Origin of the sequence: Salegentibacter salinarum (genome assembly GCF_900168115.1) — a bacterium.
GTDB lineage: Bacteria > Bacteroidota > Bacteroidia > Flavobacteriales > Flavobacteriaceae > Salegentibacter > Salegentibacter salinarum.
The window spans coordinates 251,717-271,712 of record NZ_FUZC01000003.1 but is presented as its reverse complement, the minus strand read 5'-3'; the positions used below and the strand labels follow the sequence as shown (position 1 = coordinate 271,712).

General features: G+C 36.8%; 8 protein-coding genes. 6 read left to right on the top strand and 2 right to left on the bottom strand.

Translation table 11 applies throughout. The features are described from left to right. Positions 1 to 27 precede the first annotated feature (27 nt). The gene (locus B5X53_RS05760) at positions 28 to 1,161 is read right to left on the bottom strand and encodes a glycoside hydrolase family 43 protein (RefSeq protein ID WP_079712323.1); all 1,134 of its coding nucleotides are present in this window, start codon (positions 1,159 to 1,161) and stop codon (positions 28 to 30) included. A 900-nt stretch (positions 1,162 to 2,061) separates the two neighbouring features. Here B5X53_RS05760 and B5X53_RS05755 point away from each other — a divergent pair. Beyond that, positions 2,062 to 5,049: a SusC/RagA family TonB-linked outer membrane protein gene (locus B5X53_RS05755; protein ID WP_079712289.1), complete on the top strand. Its 2,988-nt coding sequence runs from the start codon at positions 2,062 to 2,064 to the stop codon at positions 5,047 to 5,049. Positions 5,050 to 5,069: 20 nt separating this feature from the next. Beyond that, entirely contained in the window at positions 5,070 to 6,674 is a 1,605-nt protein-coding gene (locus B5X53_RS05750) for a RagB/SusD family nutrient uptake outer membrane protein (RefSeq protein ID WP_079712288.1), read from the top strand. Positions 6,675 to 6,854: 180 nt separating this feature from the next. Here B5X53_RS05750 and B5X53_RS05745 read toward each other — a convergent pair whose 3' ends face one another. Then, on the bottom strand, positions 6,855 to 10,928 hold the full coding sequence (locus B5X53_RS05745) for a two-component regulator propeller domain-containing protein (protein WP_079712287.1): 4,074 nt from the start codon (positions 10,926 to 10,928) through the stop codon (positions 6,855 to 6,857). A 225-nt stretch (positions 10,929 to 11,153) separates the two neighbouring features. Here B5X53_RS05745 and B5X53_RS05740 point away from each other — a divergent pair, with 225 nt between their 5' ends. The 4 genes from B5X53_RS05740 to B5X53_RS05725 are packed head-to-tail and all read left to right on the top strand — an operon-like array spanning position 11,154 to position 19,989. After that, positions 11,154 to 14,243, top strand: a complete 3,090-nt coding sequence (locus tag B5X53_RS05740) for a SusC/RagA family TonB-linked outer membrane protein (protein ID WP_232764133.1) — start codon at positions 11,154 to 11,156, stop codon at positions 14,241 to 14,243. Between the two features lie 5 nt (positions 14,244 to 14,248). Next, positions 14,249 to 15,955, top strand: coding sequence for a RagB/SusD family nutrient uptake outer membrane protein (locus tag B5X53_RS05735; RefSeq protein ID WP_079712285.1), 1,707 nt, complete (start codon positions 14,249 to 14,251; stop codon positions 15,953 to 15,955). A gap of 54 nt (positions 15,956 to 16,009) precedes the next feature. Then, the gene (locus B5X53_RS05730) at positions 16,010 to 17,566 is read left to right on the top strand and encodes a glycoside hydrolase (RefSeq protein WP_079712284.1); all 1,557 of its coding nucleotides are present in this window, start codon (positions 16,010 to 16,012) and stop codon (positions 17,564 to 17,566) included. Between the two features lie 11 nt (positions 17,567 to 17,577). After that, positions 17,578 to 19,989: a glycoside hydrolase family 2 TIM barrel-domain containing protein gene (locus B5X53_RS05725; RefSeq protein ID WP_079712283.1), complete on the top strand. Its 2,412-nt coding sequence runs from the start codon at positions 17,578 to 17,580 to the stop codon at positions 19,987 to 19,989. Positions 19,990 to 19,996 lie beyond the last annotated feature (7 nt).

Here is a 19,996-nt window from a genome sequence, read left to right as displayed (position 1 = left end):
ATTTAAAATTGGTTAATAGTTTGGTCATTATTCTTCATTAAAAAAAGACAAATCCCACTGGTCATGCCATTCTATAATAGGTTTATCATTTTTAAATTCTATAGGAAGCCAGATATAACGACCATCAATATGATTATCGGGTTTCCATCTATCCGCCATAAAGATATAGGCGTTTTCTTTTCCCTGTACCGGTAAAACAAAAGTACTTTGCGACCTAAAAGTCACATTAGCCTCTTCTCCTTTTGCGGGATTTCCAAGGCCTTTCCAGGGTCCCATAACCGATTCTGCTTTAAAAGAACGGGCTTTATTAGGTTCCCAGCCTGTAAGACCGGAGGTAATCATATAATAATGCTCTTTGTGCTTAAATATAGTTGGTGCTTCGTTTTGCCCGCCAGGTTTTACTCTCACCCAATTATCGGTAAAGCCTAAATAATCATCAGTTAATTCTGAAATATGTAGAGTTTGATTTTCCTCTGAAGAATGGATGTGATAAGCCGTTCCATCGTCATCAACAAAAACAGTCATATCGCGGGCCATTTGACCATCTTCAAAATCCCGCCTTACAAACATTCCATCATTTAAAGCTTTGTACCATTCATCCGTCCACCATTCTTCAGCATCACCGTCCTCAGGCGTTTCTTTCCATTCTTCCTTAAAATTTTTAGGCCATACCCCTGCATTGGGTCTAAAAGATTTTAAATACTCGAAAGGACCGGTTGGATTATCACTAACAGCCAAACCCGTTCTTGCAGCGGCATAGCCCTGCCCTTTTAACTCTAAATGAAACCACATTACATATTTTCCTGTTTTTTCATTATAAACTACCTTAGGTCTTTCCATAACACTTCCGCCTGTAATCTCGGAATCAGGATCGTCTTCTACAGCAAGAGCCACTCCTTCTTTTTTCCAGTTATAAAGGTCTTTAGAGCTATAAACATTTATTCCAACTCTCGCTTTACTACTTTTTCCTTTATGCTCTCCATACCAATAATAGGTGTCCCCTTTAAACATAATTCCACCCCCGTGGGCATTAATATGGTTTTCTCCAGAATCTTCCCAAATCGTCCCGGGATAAAAAGCATCATAGGGATAGGTAGTCTCCTGGGCGGTAATACTAAGACTGTTAACCAAAAACACTAGAAATATTACTTTTCTTTCCATTTTCTTATATTTTATATTTCCTTCCTTTTTGAAGGAAAAATTTTCAAAGAGATAACTCAGTAAACCTATATTTATATGGACATAGGTTTTAATCAAACTGGTCTCGTACTTCAGTCTATATAAGTTAAATCCTATGACGATTTTTTAATCTAAAAAAAGAGGTAAAATATTTTTTTGTAACATATTTACATAGAGATATTTAGGTTTACTTCGAAATTTAATTATTTGTTAACCAAAGTACAATACGGTTCTTAAATTCATTAATAATCTTATAGTATTGCGGCTAATATAAAAAATAAATGTTTATCCTACGTTTAATAACTTCCTTTATGTAAAATGAGATTTATCCATAGAACCACTCATTTTCAGGAATAAAATAAAAGTAAAAATTTGCGTTATAAAACGTCGCAAACATCAAAAACTATATTAACAAAAAAACCAACATCTTAATTATCTGAAATTAAAAAACTAATAATCAATTTATTACATATAAAAAACCTTTGACTTAATAATAAGTTTAGTCTTATTTCTCTTTATTTATAATCCCAGGAGGGTAATTACCCAAAGCAATAAATTCAATAAAAATAAATTTTAAATTGGAAAATACTAGTAATTACTCACTCTAATTGATTTCCACCAAATTTTACTCTGTTTGAGTTTTTCACCTCTATATTTTTAATTTAACAGTAATTTAACTTTTTGATTTCAATCGATTACAAGCCTATGGAATCAATAGGATTAAGATAATTTACTATGGAAATATAAACCATATTTTAACCTTTTTTTTGTTAAATTTTTGACACTTTAATAAACGTACTTTGCACATTTAAAAAAGATCTTTATGTTTACATTAAGTTATTCGAAATCGTTTGAGTTAATTATCTAAACCAAAAAACTATTATGAATGTGAAAAATTTACACAATGCAATCTTATGCGTTGCTTTACTTTTTTCTTTTCAGGCATTACCTTTTAAAAATGCAGAAAACAATAAAAAAGTTCAAGAAATTATTACAGGTACTGTTACAAGTGCAGCAGACAATTTGCCTGTACCGGGTGTAACAGTGATGGAAAAAAACACCAATAATGGTGTTGTGACTGATTTTGATGGAAATTACGAAATTGAGGTTTCGGGACCAGATGCGATCCTGGTATTTTCCTATATTGGTTTTGAGACCAAAGAAATACCAGTAAATGACCAGGAAGCTATTAATAACGTTGTTCTTGAAGAAGATCTTGGACAATTAGATGAAGTAGTGGTAGTAGGTTATGGTACTCAGAAAAGATCGGATGTTACCGGTTCTGTTTCTTCAGTACCCCAGGAAAGATTGGAAAATCTTCCAGTAACAAATGTCACCCAGGCTATCCAGGGTACTACTGCAGGCTTGAATATTACAGAAGGCTCATCTGTACCTGGAAGTACTGGCTCTATACAGGTAAGAGGTGTGAACTCCATAAATGCTAATAATAGCCCTTTTATCGTTCTTGATGGTTCTCCATTTTTTGGAACATTGAATGATATTAACACACGGGACATTAAATCTATTGAGGTGTTAAAAGATGCTTCAGCTGTAGCTATATATGGTACACGTGGTTCAAATGGTGTTATTCTTATTACCACTAAAGAAGGAAAACTTGGAAAACCAACTATAAATTATACCGTATATGGAGGTGTTGAAGAAATTGCTAATATTTTCGAACCAAGAGGCCCGGATGCATACGTTCAGAAATATGCGGACTATATGAATGCAATGGGGTTGGAGCAAAACAGAATCCTTCCTAACTTCAGAGAAGTTGAAAATTATGAAGCCGGTCGTACTACCGACTGGATTGACGAAGTTACCAGAACAGGGGTAATTCAGGAACACAATTTAAGTATAAACGGAGGAAGCGAAAATGCCAGTTATTATTTATCTGGAGGGTTCCTGGATCAAAAAGGGGTAATTCAAGGGTATGATTATCAAAAAGTAACTTTTAGAACTAATCTGGATCTTGATGTAACCGATTATCTAAAAGTTGGTGTAAACGCATTCTTTGCAAACAACAATTTTAATGGTGGAAGAGCTAATCTATTAGAAGCTGCTGCTATGAGCCCTTACTCTGTGCCTTATGATGACGAAGGAAATATGATTATTTTCCCAATGGAACCGGAACAATTATTCGCTAACCCATTACTACCGTTAAATACGGATAGAATGGAAAGGGATAATAATTTCTCCGGAAATGCATTTGCAGAATTGACTCCAGGCTTTATAGAAGGTCTTTCATATAGATTCAATGCTTCGTATGCACACAACCCATATACTTATCGATTCTATTCAGGTAGGGCTGCAAATAACACACAAGGAGGAACGGCCAACCTAACTAATTCTGAAGAAAACAACTGGGTTATTGAAAATATTCTTTCTTACACAAAAAGTTTCGGGAAACATAATTTAGATTTCACAGCTTTGTATAGTGCTCAGGAAAATGAATATTTCACTTCCAGTTCCAATTCCTCCGGTTTTATAAATGATGCGCTTTCCTATTATAATATTGGCGCAGGGGAAAATATTGGTGGATCATCCAACAGCTGGAAATCTACTCTACTTTCTCAAATGGGACGAATAAACTATAATTACGACAGTAAATATTTGTTAACCCTTACAGCGCGTCGTGATGGTTTCTCAGCCTTTGGTGCCGATACCGATAAATATGGAATATTCCCATCCATGGCTTTAGGTTGGAACGTTCATAGGGAAGACTTTCTTCAGGACTCTGATAATATAAATCAACTTAAATTACGTTTTTCCTACGGGGAAACTGGAAACCAGGCAGTGGGAGTAGGTCAAACCCAAACAACTGCCAGCACCACCTTGTACCCATTTGGTGGTTCAGCGCAGGTCGGGACTTATCTCGGCGGTATGGGTAACACTAATCTAAACTGGGAAACTACCACCTCTGCAAACTTTGGTATTGATTTTGGCTTTTTCGAAAATAGGTTGGGAGGTACCATTGAAGCTTATAGAAGTAGAACACGAGATATTTTGATTCAAAGAAGTTTACCTAGTATTACCGGGTCTAATTCTGTATGGGATAACCTGGGAGAAATGCAAAACACTGGTTTGGAAGTAACTCTGAACACTGTTCCAATTCGGAATGATAATTTTAGATGGGAAATGGACCTCAACTTTTCAACCTTCAAAAATGAACTTTTAGATATCTACGGTGATGGTGAAGATGACCTTGGAAACCGTTGGTTTATTGGTAAACCTCTCTGGGCTGTTTATGACTACGAGATGGTAGGAGTTTGGCAGGAAGGCGAAGATCCTTCAAACTGGGACCCGAGTGCCCGGCCCGGGGATTTAAAATTTGCAGACCTAAATGGAGACGGTGTTATAGACCCTGAAAATGATAGGAAATATCTTGGAACCGGTCTCCCATCATGGACAGGTGGTTTAACAAACCGGCTAAGTTATAAGAACTTTGATTTCAGCATTTTTGTACAAACTATTCAGGGAGTTCTAAAAAATAATAGTGATATCCACTTTGCTGATGAAGGCGGAAGAAGAAATACTCCTATTGATGTAGGTTACTGGACACCCGAAAACCCTTCCAATGAATTTGCCTCTATGGGGTATCGTAATCCACGCGGCTATGGTTTTCCTCGAGATGCCAGCTTTGTAAGAATTAAAGATGCGAGATTAAGCTATAGATTACCTGCAGATATTATTGAAAATTATGGAGTAAGTAATTTTATGATTTACGTTGCCGGAAGAAACCTTTATACATTTACAGATTGGATTGGATGGGATCCTGAAAGTAATCAAGATCCTCGCGGAAGCGGAAACTGGACAAATAATTACCCTGTGGTTAGAACCTTTTCCGTAGGATTAAATGTTTCTCTTTAAAAATAAATAACAGAATAGATATGAAACGATATTTTAAAATAACAGCACTTGTTTTTAGTTTTGCAGTTATAGTTGCTTCTTGCGAAGACTCTTTTCTTGAAGAAGAAGTGCGTTCAGCGTATACACCAGAAAATTTAACTGATGCCCTTGGATTCGAAGCAGCATTAGTCGGTCTTTATCAACAAATGGGAGCCTATCAAGGTCTTAGTTGGGCTCAGGGATGGCTTGCAGTTTGGCAGGTGGGAACTGACATCGTATGGCCCACTCTTCCGCAAGGAATTGAAGTTCCTTACTACGAGTATAGTTCTCTCACCGCAGATGACCAGGCAACAACCTATACCTGGGAATGGAATTACAATCTTATTGAAAATGCAAATAGTATTATAAATAATGTAGAGAATCCTGAATTGCAAGCACCGGATATGAATGAAGAAGACCGAAATAGAGTAAATGCCGAAGCACGATTTTTCAGAGCATACGCCTATAATATGCTAGCAACGCTCTATGGAGGTGTACCCTTAGTAACTGAAGCACTTACAGAGCCCAGAACCGATTTTGTGAGAGCTCCTATAGAAGATATTAATGCTTTAATTGAGGAAGATTTGAACTTTGCCACTGAACACCTTCCCGAAGTCGGAGGTATGCCAGCGGAAGCTCGGATAAATAAATATGCTGCCCACCAACTTTTCGCAGAATTCTATCTAAGAACTGATGAACCTGCAAAAGCCGAAGAAGAAGCTGATGCAATTATTGAAAGCAGCGCCTATAGCTTAGTCACAGAACGTTATGGCGTTAAAGCAGATGAAGATGGAGACCCATTTTCAGATATGTTCTGGAAGGGTAACCAAAGAAGGTCTCAAGGAAACACAGAAGCGATCTGGGTACTCGAAATGGAAAACCCGGCCGATGTTCGAGGAGGAAGTGTGGGTGCTCCTCAGCATCGTAGAGTATGGGGTGCTCAGTACCATAGTAGAGCAGGTATGTTGCCCGCTGATTCTCTTGGCGGCCGCGGTCTATCCAGAATAAGACTTAATAATTTTGTGCTCTACGACCTTTATGACCAAGGTGATATGCGCAACTCGGAATACAATATTAACAGGGAATTATACTATAATAATCCAGACTATGAAGATTACGGGGAAAGAGTACCTTATGAAGGTCCCGATACCCTCTTTATTACAAATCCTTACACTATGAAATGGAAGCATTTTGATGAAAGAGACACTTTTGGGTGGGGAATGTGGAAAGATTTCATCTTAATGAGATTAGGAGAGACTTATCTTTTAAAAGCTGAAGCTCAGTTTAAGCAGGATGATTTTGCAGGTGCAGCCTCTTCAATAAATGAACTGAGAGAAAGAGCAAATGCGCCTATGGTAGATGCTGGTGATATAGATCTTGATTTTATCCTGGACGAACGGGTAAGAGAGCTGATAGCCGAGGAAAATCGCCGAATGACCTTAATGAGAACCGGAACACTTGTGGAACGAGCCAATAGATTAAATAATGACGCACCGGAAAATATGCAAATTCGAGGTTTATCCGAAACGCATCTTTTAATGCCCATACCCCTTAGAGAAATTCAGTTGAATAAAGATGCTGAACTTGAGCAGAACCCTGGATATTAACCAGTATTAATTAGCCAGTAAACCTTTCCCACAACTTTGGGAAAGGTTTCTTATTATTAATTTTACTGCATTTGTCTTATATTATACTTTTAGTATACTTACTAAGCAGCCACCATGCTGTTATTACTAAGATTTCAAAAGTTTGTATATTTTATTGTCTTGTAATTATACTTTTATTGCTTATGATTTAAACTCTCTTGGAGTTTTACCAAATTTTTCTTTAAATATCTTTCTAAAATACTTTAAGTTAGTAAAGCCAACCTCATAAGATGCCTGGGAAACTGAAAAATTTTCATTTTTAATAAGTTCTGCGGCTCTTTCAATTTTCAAATTTCTAATATATTCATTTATACTCAAGCCGGTAATTGCTTTCAGTTTTCTATATAAGGAGGTTCTGCTCATTCCAACTTTTTGTGAGATTAAATCAACATTATCTGTACCTTTACCCATATTCTTTGCAATTATGAGATCGAGTTCAGAAAGAAATTCCTTTTCCTTCGTTAGCAATACTGAAACTTTTTCTTCCGTTTTTGATTTATTCTCCCTCACACCTTTAAAATGATGTTGAAGTTGCTCTCTACTAAACAATAAATTCTTAACACGGGTTTTTAACAATTTAGGATTGAAAGGTTTGACAATATAATCATCAGCCCCCTGCTCATAACCTAAATTTATACTTTCAAAATTTCCTTTAGCAGTGAGAAGAATTATAGGAATATGGCTTGTGGAATGCTGCTGCTTTAATTCAAAACATAAATCTACCCCGTTTTTTTCTGGCATCATAACATCTGAAATTATAAGATCAGGAACATAATTGGAAGCTTTAACAATTCCTTCTCTCCCATTTCTTGAGTGTATTATATCATATTCCTCCTTAAAAATATTACTAAGAAAATTTAAAATTTCCTCGTTATCATCTATAATAAGAATGAGCCGTCTATCCTTATTGGGTTTAAGATTGGCTGTTTGTTTACGCGACTTAATATTATCTGAAAACACCTGCCCGGTAACGACCTTTTCATCATCCCTATTCAAATGCTCCTCAACCTCCTTAATTTCGACTGCAGGAACTGCAAGAGTAAAGATCGTCTTCTCTTCGGGCGTACTTTCTGCATGAATACTTCCACCGTGCAATTCTGCGAAACGCTTCGACAATGCCAATCCTATCCCATTCCCTTTTTCCTTAACGTTAGAATTGGAGCGATAATACCAGTTAAAAATATGAGACAATTCTTCTTTACTAATACCTGTTCCTGTATCACTTACAGTTATTTTAAAATTGTCACTATTACAAATCAGTGAGATTTTGACTTCACCATTAATTTTACAATACTTTATTGCGTTAGAAAGTAAATTATTAATTACAACTTCAATCTTTTCAATATCCACATTGAATATTTTTTTGTCTACGGGAAGGGAATACTCTAATGTTATATTTTTTTCTTTCGCTAGAGGAAGGTAATTTTCTATCCATGTTTTTAGATTCTCAGAAATATCATGTTCCCTTCTATTCAATTGGCTCAAACCTTCTTCGGCCTTTCTAAACTCTAATAATTTATTAATTGAATGATGCAACTTGCGGGCATTTCTCTGAATAAACAATAAATCTGTTTTTATCTTTTTGTTTTGAATTTCCAGAAGATTCTCAACTGGAGCCAGAATTAAAGTTAGAGGAGTTTTAAGTTCATGAGAAAAAGCCGTAAAAAACCTAAACCGTTCTTCGTTTAAATCCTTTTCTAAATGACGCTGCTTTTTCTCAAATAGGAGGGAATTTTTTAGGTGAACACGCTCCGAATAATACTTAAAACTTATCCAGATCAAGATAGTAGCCATAATAAAATATAATAAATAAGCAGGCCATGTTTTCCAGATGGGAGGGACAATATTGAATTTTAATTCTTTATAATTTTTAGTATTGACACCGGAATTAACGCGTACCTTCAGTATATATTCTCCGGGAGGAACACTAGTGAAGTTGGCTATACCTTCCTTTTGATCTTCAATCCAATATTTATTATGGTTTTCAAGTTTGTAAGAATATGTCAAATTATGAGCTTCCGGATATTTGAGTGATGCAAATTCCACGGAAAAAGAATTCTGGTTATGGTTTAATTTGATTTTATCCTGGTAAAAAATCGCTTGCCTGAGAATGGAATTTTTTTCTTCTACCCTTACTTCAACAGTTTTATTGAGGACTTTAAGACCTTGAAATAACAAAGGATAATCCTGTTTTACTCTCTTAAAATGATTCGGATCCAAAATGTTCAAACCATTATTACCACCGAAATAAAGGTTTCCTGAAGAATTCTTAAGGGCTGCACCAATATTGAATTCCCCCGACTGGAGATTATCCAAAGAAGAAACATCCAATATTTCATTTGTTTCCACATTATAACGATTTATTCCGTTATAGGTTCCCATCCATATATAAGTCTCATCTTCCCATATAAGACTATTTACGGTATTATTACTTAAACCATCCTCTACGGAAAAAGTTAGCACTTCCTTAGTTTTTGGATTAAATCGGAGTATCCCGCCAAATCTTGTACCTGCCAACACTTCTCCGTTTTCCATCAGCAATACTGAAAATATGATATCGCTATTAAACCCCTTAGTATTATCTTCATTAAAACTCTGAAAATCATCGGCTTCAGGATTATACTTAATTAATCCCGATCCAAAAGTAGCAAACCACAAAACACCTTCTTCCTGATCTTCTACTATTGAACGTATATCAATCTTTCCTAAGGATTCAATGTATTTAAACCTATCTTTACCTTCAATGTATTTGTATAAACCTCCTCGATTTGTACCAACCCAAATTGTTCCATTCCTGGATTCAAATATCACCCGCACATCACTTCCGTTAGAAACCGAGCCCTGAAGATAATGTCTGGCTTTTCCATTTTTTATATCCAATCTATTAAGGCCTCCCTGATAAGTTCCTACCCAAATACGGTCTTTACTATCCTCGAGAATTGACAATATATAATTATTGCTCAAGCTACTCTGATCTTCTTCATTATGATGATAATTAAAAATAATTCCGGTTTGTGGGTCATAGAGATCAAGACCACCTCCGTCGGTACCAATCCAGACCTTACCCTCTCCGCTTTGTGCCAAGGCACCAATTCTATTATGACTTATTGATTTCTTATCTGCACTATGCGTGATAAGTCTTACTGGATCTCCAAGTGGATTGACATAATTTATACCAGTAGGGGTCCCAATCCACATATTGTTATCCTTGTCCCTGGTGATAACTGAAACTGTTCTATTATATACACTACTTCCATCATTTCTTGGTAAATATCTCCGAATATTAATATTAGAACTATCATTAAACAAGGAAGATTTCTCAAGAATATTAAGCCCACCGTTTCTAGTCCCTATCCAAATATTATTATTCAGGTCTTCTTCAAAGCACAGCACATCCATATCACTTAAGCCTTGTGATCCAGACTTTGCGTTGATGCTAATAGTATCATTTAACCTTGTAATAACATGCAAACCATTTCTTGTGCCCACCCACAAATTCCCATCAATATCTTCATATAAACTATTAATTACCCGTGAAGTAGTTGATTTATTTTTTTCAAAAAGATGGCTTACTCTCCCGTTCTTAAGATTTATCTTATTAAGTCCATCATTGTATGTACCTACCCATAAAATACTATCTTGCTGCAGTTGTATAGATGAAATTTCATTTGAAGTAAGGTTTATATTTTGGACGAAGTTTTCCCTCGAATATTTAAGATCCCACTTATTATTAGCAAATTGAATTCCCCCTCGGTAAGTTCCAATAACAGAATTATCACCTGGGCCCGTCTCAATAGCACTCACACTATTATTTAACAAACCGTCTTCAGTATTTATTAACTGGAATTTATCTATTCTAGAATTATAAATAACAAGACCAGCATCGGTAGCTACTACTAACTCTTTACCATTCTTTAGCTCCAATTGCTGGATATAATTATTAACCAATCCCCTCTCTGATGACCCACGCTGTTTTTTAAACTGGACAAATTGATTGCCATCATATCGATTTAGACCATCTATGGTTGCAATCCACATAAAACCAAGTGAATCCTGTTTTATATCATTTATAAAATTATGTGACAAACCTGAAGAGACATCCAGAAGATGAAAATGCAAACTATCCCCCAGCGAGCCATCTTTAATAGAATTTTGGCTCACCAGGAAACTGGTTTTTAGAATCAGAATAAAAAAAATTAAGTAACGAATTTTCATTTCTAGCTTTAAAATTTTATAAAAATAAAAAATATGGCTGTTAAAAACAGGAATAATCTGGCCTGCACAATTTACCCCCTGTTTTTTGACATTATACCCCCTTAACTTTCCACTACGAATTACGAAACTTGTCTATCGACAATCGAGAAACCTATTTTACGAAATCGTTTTCTAAAATCTATTTGAAATTTTTTTAATAATCTAACTATTTAAATGATAAAAAGTATGTCAAAAATTTTTCTTAAATCGGAAAAATGCCAGAAATATCTTTCTGTATTTTTCTTACTGTTTACTACCCTACTTTTTGCTCAGCAAAAGGAAGTTACAGGCCTTGTCTCTGATGAAGCAGGATTACCTCTACCTGGAGTAACTGTTCAGGAAAAAAACACCAACAATGGTGTGGTTACTGATTTTGATGGAAATTACGAGATAGGAGTTTCGAGTTCCGGTGCTACTCTTGTATTTTCTTACATTGGTTTTAAAACCCAGGAAGTAGAGGTTAATGAAACTAACAGTCTTAATGTGACCTTAGTAGAAGATCTAGGACAATTAGATGAAATAGTAGTAGTTGGTTACGGTGGCAAAAAGAGAGCCACCTTAACAGGTTCTATTTCTGAAGTAGAATCTGAAGAACTTCAACGTAGCCCTCAACCCAACTTATCTAATTCAATTTCAGGTAGAGTGCCAGGGGTTATTGCCAATAACAGGAGTGGTGAACCGGGATACGATGATTCGAGTATTTCTATAAGAGGGCTTGCTACAACAGGTAACAATGATGTACTGGTTGTAGTCGATGGTGTGCCGGGCCAGATTGGAGGCTTGTCACGACTGTCCCCCGAAGATATTGAAAGTTTCACCGTCTTAAAAGATGCTTCCGCTGCAATTTATGGAAGTCGTGCTGCCAATGGAGTAATATTAATTACTACAAAAAAAGGTAGAAATGCAGCTCCTCAAATTTCTTATAAAATTGATGTAGGTATTGCATCTCCAACCAGATTACCTGATTTGGCAGATGCTCCAACTTACGCAAATATTAGAAATGAGATAGCTTATTACAATAATCCTTCTGATGGATTTAATCAAATTTATTCAGATCAAGAAATAAATTTGTTTAGGGATGGAAGCGATCCTATAAATTACCCTAATACAAACTGGCCTGAAGAAGGTCTTCAAAACACCACAATCCAAACCCAACAGAACTTAAACGTTCGTGGGGGTGGTGATAACGCCAGATACTTTTTCTCACTTGGAAAAATTGGACAGGATGGTATATATAAAGACGGAGCAAATAGGTACGACCAATACAGTGTAAGGTCTAACCTGGATGTGGATATTACAGATAGATTGGAGGTTGGTTTATCCCTGAATGGAAGAAAAGAGGACAGACAATTCCCTACTACAGGTGCAGGAGAAATTTTCAGATCTCTTTATAGGGCTTACCCTACCAGTCCCGCCGTTTTCCCGAATGGTAATCCCTCTACAGGTATTGAATTAAGCAACCCCTTGGTAAGAGCTACAGATGCAGGTGGAATTAATGAGAATCCGAAATATGTTTTTAATGGAATTTTAAGAGGAAGCTATGATATCCCATTTCTCGAGGGTTTATCGATTGACGGATTCTTTTCTATAGATGAAAGTTCTAACCGTACAAAGAATTTCATAACACCTTATACATTATATGAGTATAGAAATGATGAGTATATACCGCGAGTTGTAGGAGGGGGGCCAGATCAGGAAGCCGCATTGTATGAAGAACATTTTAACGAATCAAAAACTGTTGGTAATATTAAATTAAACTATAACCAGCAATTTGGGGCCCATAATGTAGATGCGTTTATTGGTTATGAGCAAAGTGAGAATAAATCTCACACAATGGGAGCCTCAAGAATTCATTTCCCTACCACAGAAACTCCAGAGTTATCTCAAGGTGGAGCTGCAGCAGCAGATTATGATAATTATGGAAGCAGTTATAATTTTACGAGATTAAGCTACTTAAGTAGAATAGCTTATGATTATGATGAAAAATATTTAGCTGAATTACAAATGCGTATAGACGGCTCCTCTATTTTCCCGGAAGGAAATAGATATGGTGTTTTTCCATCTGTATCGGTAGGTTACAGAATTACAGAAGAAGAATGGTTTAAAGAAAGTATTTCCTTTTTTAATGATTTAAAATTTCGCGCTTCACACGGTAAGCTAGGAAATGATAATGTTGGCCAGTTTCAATACTTTAACAATTACAGTTTTAACAACCGCTATGTTATTGGAAACCAGGTTACAACTGGCATTGATCTTACTAGACTTGCAAATCCTAATATCACCTGGGAAGAAGCTATTAAAACTGATATTGCGTTTGACGCGAGATGGTTAGATAATTTCACTACTGAATTCATTTACTTTAGACAAGATCGTTCAAATATCTTAACAACCAGAAATGCATCAATACCAGCTACTAGCGGAATAGTAAACCCGTATGATGCTCAGTCTTTAGTTCCTTCAGAAAACATTGGTTCAGTTGAAAGTCATGGTATAGAAGCAGTATTAGGTTATGATTATTCTGGAGAAGATTTTAACTTCGGAGTGTCAGGTAATCTTACCTATGCTACGAATGAAGTTATTTTTATGGATGAAGCTCCCGGCCTGCCAGAATACCAACAACAAACTGGGAGACCTATGAATACTTATTTACTTTATAAAACATTAGGAATTTTCAGATCAGAAGCAGAGTTAGAAGATTATCCACACGTACCAGGGGCTCAGCCTGGAGATTTAATTTATGAGGATATAAATGGAGATGGAGAAATTAATGCTGATGATAGGTATAGAACAGAATATGGCAATATCCCAGAAATAACATTCGGCTTAAATTTATATGCTGAATGGAAAAATTTTGATTTCTCAGCTTTATTTTCTGGACAAACAAACGTTAGTCAATATGTATTACCGGAATCTGGCACAGTTGGAAATTATTACAGTAGTTGGGCAGATAATCGCTGGAGTCCAGACAACCCAAATGGCTCATATCCTCGTGTAAGTGAAAGAGCTTCATCCGCAGTAAGTGGTGGTTTGTTTAGAAATGATTTTTGGTTGGATGACGCATCATTTGTAAGACTTAAGAATATCCAGATTGGTTATTCAATCCCCTCCACCTTGTTAGAAAGATTTTCAGTTTCTAGTGCGAGGATATACGCTAGTGGATTTAATGTATTTACTATTACTGAAGTAGAAGATTACGATCCTGAAGGGGCCAGCGAAAGCGGGCAATTTTATCCACAGCAACGAATTATTAATTTAGGTTTAAATATCCAAATTTAAGAATTATGAAAAATAATATATTATTAAAACTATCATCTATAAGGTTAGGAATATTATTCCTTGCTGTAACCTTTATCGGTTGTGAAAAGGATTTTTTAGAAGTAAATCCAACCGATCGACTATCAGAAGTGGCCATAGTCCAAGATTCAACGTTATTTGAAGCGTATGTAATCAACCGATATTTAGGGGTAAGATTAACCGATAAGGAGGGAGATGGCTCTGTTCCAGGTTTCGGTAGAGGTTATGAATACGCAATGATGGGTACAGTAACTGATGAGGCCATATATAACAATGACGACAATACATGGTTAATTCAGCAGGGACAACTATCACCAGAAAATACAGGTATTCTTGGAACATTCTGGGGTAGAAGTTACCGGAGTATTAGAGAAGTAAATTATGCTTTGAAAAATATAAGTGATGTCGAAATGAGCGAATCTGGAAAAGCAAAACTAATAGCAGAATTAAAATTCATTAGAGCATTTCGTTATCACGATTTAATTAGAAACTATGGAGAAGTAGTTTTAATGGGAGACCGGGTTTCTGAATTGGGAGATGATTTTTCTAACCCAGAACTTTTCGAAAAAACATCCATTCAAGAAAGCATTGAATATGTTATTGAAGAATTAAATCAAGCTGCTGAAGGTCTACCTTTGCATAATGACGGAGAATGGGAAGATGGTCGTGCAACTAAAGGAGCTGCGTTAGCTTTAAGATCTCGTTTACTCTTATATGCAGCCAGTCCTTTATACGACAATGACAATTCTGACCCACAGAAATGGCAACGAGCAGCAGATGCAGCTCAGGATGTAATGGATTTGGGAATTTACAGCTTATATCAGGATGGGTATGCTGATATGTTTCTTACAGAAGGGAGTCATTCTGAAATTATTTTCGCCCGGTATTACAACATCAATGAAAGACATACTGCTTTAGAGATTGCTAATGGCCCTAATGGTTATGGTGGTTGGGGAGGCCAGGTACCGTTACAAAATCTGGTGGATGATTATGAAATGGCAGATGGCTCAGAATTTAATTGGGATGACCCAGAAGAAGCAAATTCACCATACGAAAACAGAGATCCTCGGTTTTATGAAAGCATATTATATAACGGAGCGGAATATCGTGGCCGCGAAGTGGAAACTTTTACTCCGGGTGGGCTTGACTCCCAAGACGGACCTGATAACTGGAATACCAGTAAAACTGGATATTACCTAAGGAAGTTTATAAACGAAGATTTACCTATTCAGAATCCATGGGAAGTAGCCGGAACACAAAACTGGATATATTTCAGATATGCTGAAATATTACTGAATTACGCTGAAGCACAAAATGAAGTTTCAGGTCCAGACGAGTCAGTTTACAATGCGGTTAACCAAATCAGGAGTAGAAATGGAGTAGAAATGCCAGCTCTCCCAGCAGGATTGTCTCAGGAAGAGATGAGAGAGGCTATACGTCAGGAAAGAAGGGTTGAATTAGCTTTTGAAGAGCACAGATTCTACGATGTACGTCGCTGGAAAATTGCGATGGAAACAGAAAACGTGCCTGCTTACGGAATTAACATTAGAAAAGCTGAGGACGGTAGTCTTTCTTATGATAGAAAAATTGCTCTAGAAGGAAGAAGTTTTGAAGAACAACATTACTGGCTCCCAATACCCAGACAGGAAATCCAATCTTCCGATGGGCAGTTGGAGCAAAATCCCGGTTATTAAAAATTTAAGAGGGAGAACCAGTGTTCTCCCTTTTTTAAACTAAAATTTTAAGTAATGAGAATAAAAACTTTTATAGTATTTTCAATCATTCTGACCAGCCTTCTCTTCGCCTGCAACAATAATTCTGATGCAAATAATCAAGAAGGCGATGATGGAGAAGCACCTTCTAATTCAATCACTTTAAATATCGATAGAGATGAGACCTTTCAAACTATAGATAACTTTGGTGCTTCTGATGCCTGGTCCACCCAATTCGTAGGAAAGTGGCCCCAAAGCAAAAAAGAAAAAATTGCTGACCTGTTATTTAGTAGCGAAAAAGATGAACAAGGTAACCCCCTGGGGATCGGCTTATCTCTTTGGAGATTTAATATAGGAGCCGGTAGTGCCGAACAGGGAGAGAATAGTGGCATTAGTGATGAGTGGCGTAGAGCTGAAGGTTTCCTAAACGATAACGGCTCTTACAATTGGGAAAAACAAAGTGGTCAAATCTGGTTTGCTGAGGCCGCACAGGCAAGAGGAGTAGAAAATCTACTGTTATTTTCTAATAGTGCTCCAGTTCAAATGACCAGGACAGGCAAGGCTTATGCAGAGAATGAGAATACTAATCTTGCTCCTGAAAATTATTCAAGATTCGCCGGCTTTTTATCGGATGTGGTAAAAGGATTTCAGGAAAAAGGTCTGGACCCCGATTATATTAGCCCAATTAATGAACCCCAGTGGGATTGGTCTGATGGCGGCCAGGAAGGAACTCCTTTTAGAAACAATGAAATACATAGCCTCATTAGGGAATTAAACAAGAAACTGGAAGAAGAAAATTTGGATGTAAAAATCGACATTCCAGAAACTGCACAACTCAACTATTTATATGAAAAAGACAATAAGCCGCAAAGAGGGGAACAAATCAAAAGCTTCTTTGATGAATCTTCTGAAAATTATGTAGGAGACTTCTCAAAGATAAGTAATACCATCTCGGGACACAGTTACTTTACTACTTATCCCTATTCAGAAGTAAAAGAGGTTAGGAATAAAGTGAAAAATGAGATTGACAACTATGATAATTTAAAATTTTGGATGTCAGAATATTGTATTTTAGAAAACAACGAAATCATGAAAGGCAACGGCCGCGACTTGGGAATTGATCCTGCGCTTTATGTGGCCGGAATTATCCATGCTGACCTGGCTATTGCTAATGCGACTGCCTGGCATTGGTGGTTAGCCGTCTCCCCTTACGATTATAAGGATGGGCTTGTTTATATAGATCACCAAAAAAATGACGGGAATTTCTACGAGAGTAAAATATTGTGGGCTTTAGGCAATTATAGCCATTTTATTAAACCTGGTTTTCAACGCGTCCAAATTACAGCTTCAGATAATACGAAAGCCGACACTTTCCTGTATTCAGCTTATAAAAATCCCAATAATGACGAAACAGTGATTGTTCTTATTAATAAAAGTAACGAAGAGCTGAGTGTAAATTTGCAGCAAGCCGATGAATCATTAATAAATTTAAAAGCCTTTATAACATCTTCTGAAAAAGATTTGGAGGTAAAAACAGTAAATTCAGAGGTTACTATTCCTTCAAAAGCAATAGTCACTATAACTACTAATTAAAAATTGAAAATATGAGAAAAAAATCCTTCATTCGAGTATTTTTACTTGTTGCATTCTTTTTCACTCTTCCAGATCTTTTTAGCCAACAAATGGGAAAGGAAAAATTCAATGATGCCTGGACGTTCCATAAAGGTGATCTAAGTATAGAGCGAGCTACAAGTGATCAAGTAAGCTGGAGACCGGTAAACGTGCCTCATGACTGGAGTGTGGAAGGCCCGTTTAGCAGCGAATGGGCCAGCGGCACCGGCTTTTTGCCGGGAGGAATAGGCTGGTATAGAAAAGATTTTAATCTCAAGGACTACGATAAAAATAAAAGGTATGCTGTTTATTTTGACGGTATTTATAAAAACAGTGAAGTTTGGATTAACGGGCATTATCTGGGTAAAAGACCTAATGGCTTTATTCCTATTCAATACGACCTAACGCCGTTTTTACAGGCTGACAATAACCTCATAATAGTAAAAGCAAACCATACTGACTATGCAGACTCCAGGTATTACACTGGCTCGGGGCTTTATCGAAATGTTTATTTAATTACTCAGGAGGAACATCATTTTTCCAAATGGGGGGTATTTTTTCAAACTCCCGAAGTTTCAAAAGAACGTGCAACAGCTAAAGTTTCAGTGGAACTTGAAAACCATGGAAAAGAGATTAGTAAGAAAACCGTACAGATTTATTTGAAAGATAACGACGGAAATTCTGTTGCCACTTCTAAACAAGATATAAGCCTGCGTCCAGGTAAAGAAAATTATTTGGAATTTGATCTTGAAATTAATGATCCAAAACTCTGGTCTCCAGGTTCACCTTATTTATATGATTTAGAAGTTAATCTTGTAGAAGGTAGTACTGAGGTGGATGCATGGAACGAAAAGGTAGGTTTTCGCGACTTCCATTTTGATGCAGATCGTGGATTTTTCCTAAATGGAGAGAACATGTTATTAAAAGGAGTATGTTTTCACCATGATGCAGGGGCGTTGGGAGCTGCTGTTCCTAAAGAAGTTTGGGAAAAACGAATGGAGACCTTAAAAGAATTAGGAGTAAATGCTATAAGAATGGCTCATTACCCGCACCAGGATTTTATTTATGAGCTGGCCGATGAAATGGGATTCCTTGTACAGGAGGAAGCTTTTGATGAATGGGAATACGGCAAAAACAAATGGATAGAAGGATGGAACGTAGGCACCCCGGGAAATGAAGGTTATCATGAGGCATTTTCAGAATGGGGAGTAAAGGATGTTCAGGATATGGTGAGAAGAACCCGTAATCGCCCCTCAATTATAATGTGGAGTATTGGTAATGAAATAGATTATCCTAATGATCCTTACAGCCATCCTGTACTGGACGAAGGCAGAAACCCCCAGATTTACGGAAAAGGTTTTAATAAAGAAAATCCTCCTGCGAGTCATTTGGCTAAGCTGGCAAATGAACTGGCAAACGCCGTTAAAATGTATGACACCACAAGGCCGGTAACTGCTGCCCTGGCAGGGGTAACTATGTCTAATCATACCCTCTACCCTTCTGTGCTGGATATTGTAGGTTATAACTATCAGGAATACAGATACGAAGAAGATCATAAAGAATTTCCGGAGAGAGTAATCTACGGAAGTGAAAATGGAGATGCCTTAGATGCCTGGCTTGCCGTAGTAAATAATGACTTTATTTCTTCTCAGTTTCTGTGGACAGCTTTTGATTTTCTTGGAGAGGCAAGGGAATGGCCGGTAAGAAGCAGCGGCGCCGGCATTATAGACCTTGCCGGACAACCCAAACCTGATTTCTACTTCCGGAAAAGTTTATGGAATAACCAACCAATGGTTTACATAGGAGTCGCCAATAGCGAACGGGATGTAAACAGGAGAAGCAATATCGAAGAAGCCTGGATAGGTGAAGAAGGACAAACGAAATGGATTACAGCCTATACAAACACAGAGGAAGTAGAATTGTTTTTAAACGGGGAATCCCTGGGAAGAAAAGAAGCGGTTTATCAGAATGACAAAATGATTGCCTGGGAAGTACCATTTAGCCCAGGAGAACTTTTAGTTAAAGGATATGATAAAAATGACAGTATAGTCTCAGAATATAAACTGGTAACTCCCGGTACGGCTACAGATCTTCAAATTCAAACTGATAAAAGATCGTCTTCAGAGGGTATTGAAGAAATTATTCACCTCGATATCCTTTTAACCGATAAAGAAGGAAACAGAATAACAGACGATGACAGGGAAGTAAGCATAGAAGTTGAAGGCCCCGCAAAATTACTTGGCCTGGAGAGTGGAGACTTATCCAGCCATGAAAGTTACCAGGCAAAAGAAAGAAATACTTACAAAGGACAATTGAGAGCTTATATAGAAACTACAGGTGAAGCCAAAGAAGTTAATATTAAAATTAGTTCTCCGGGAATTCCTGAAAAAGAGATTTCTTTTTAAAAAAAGG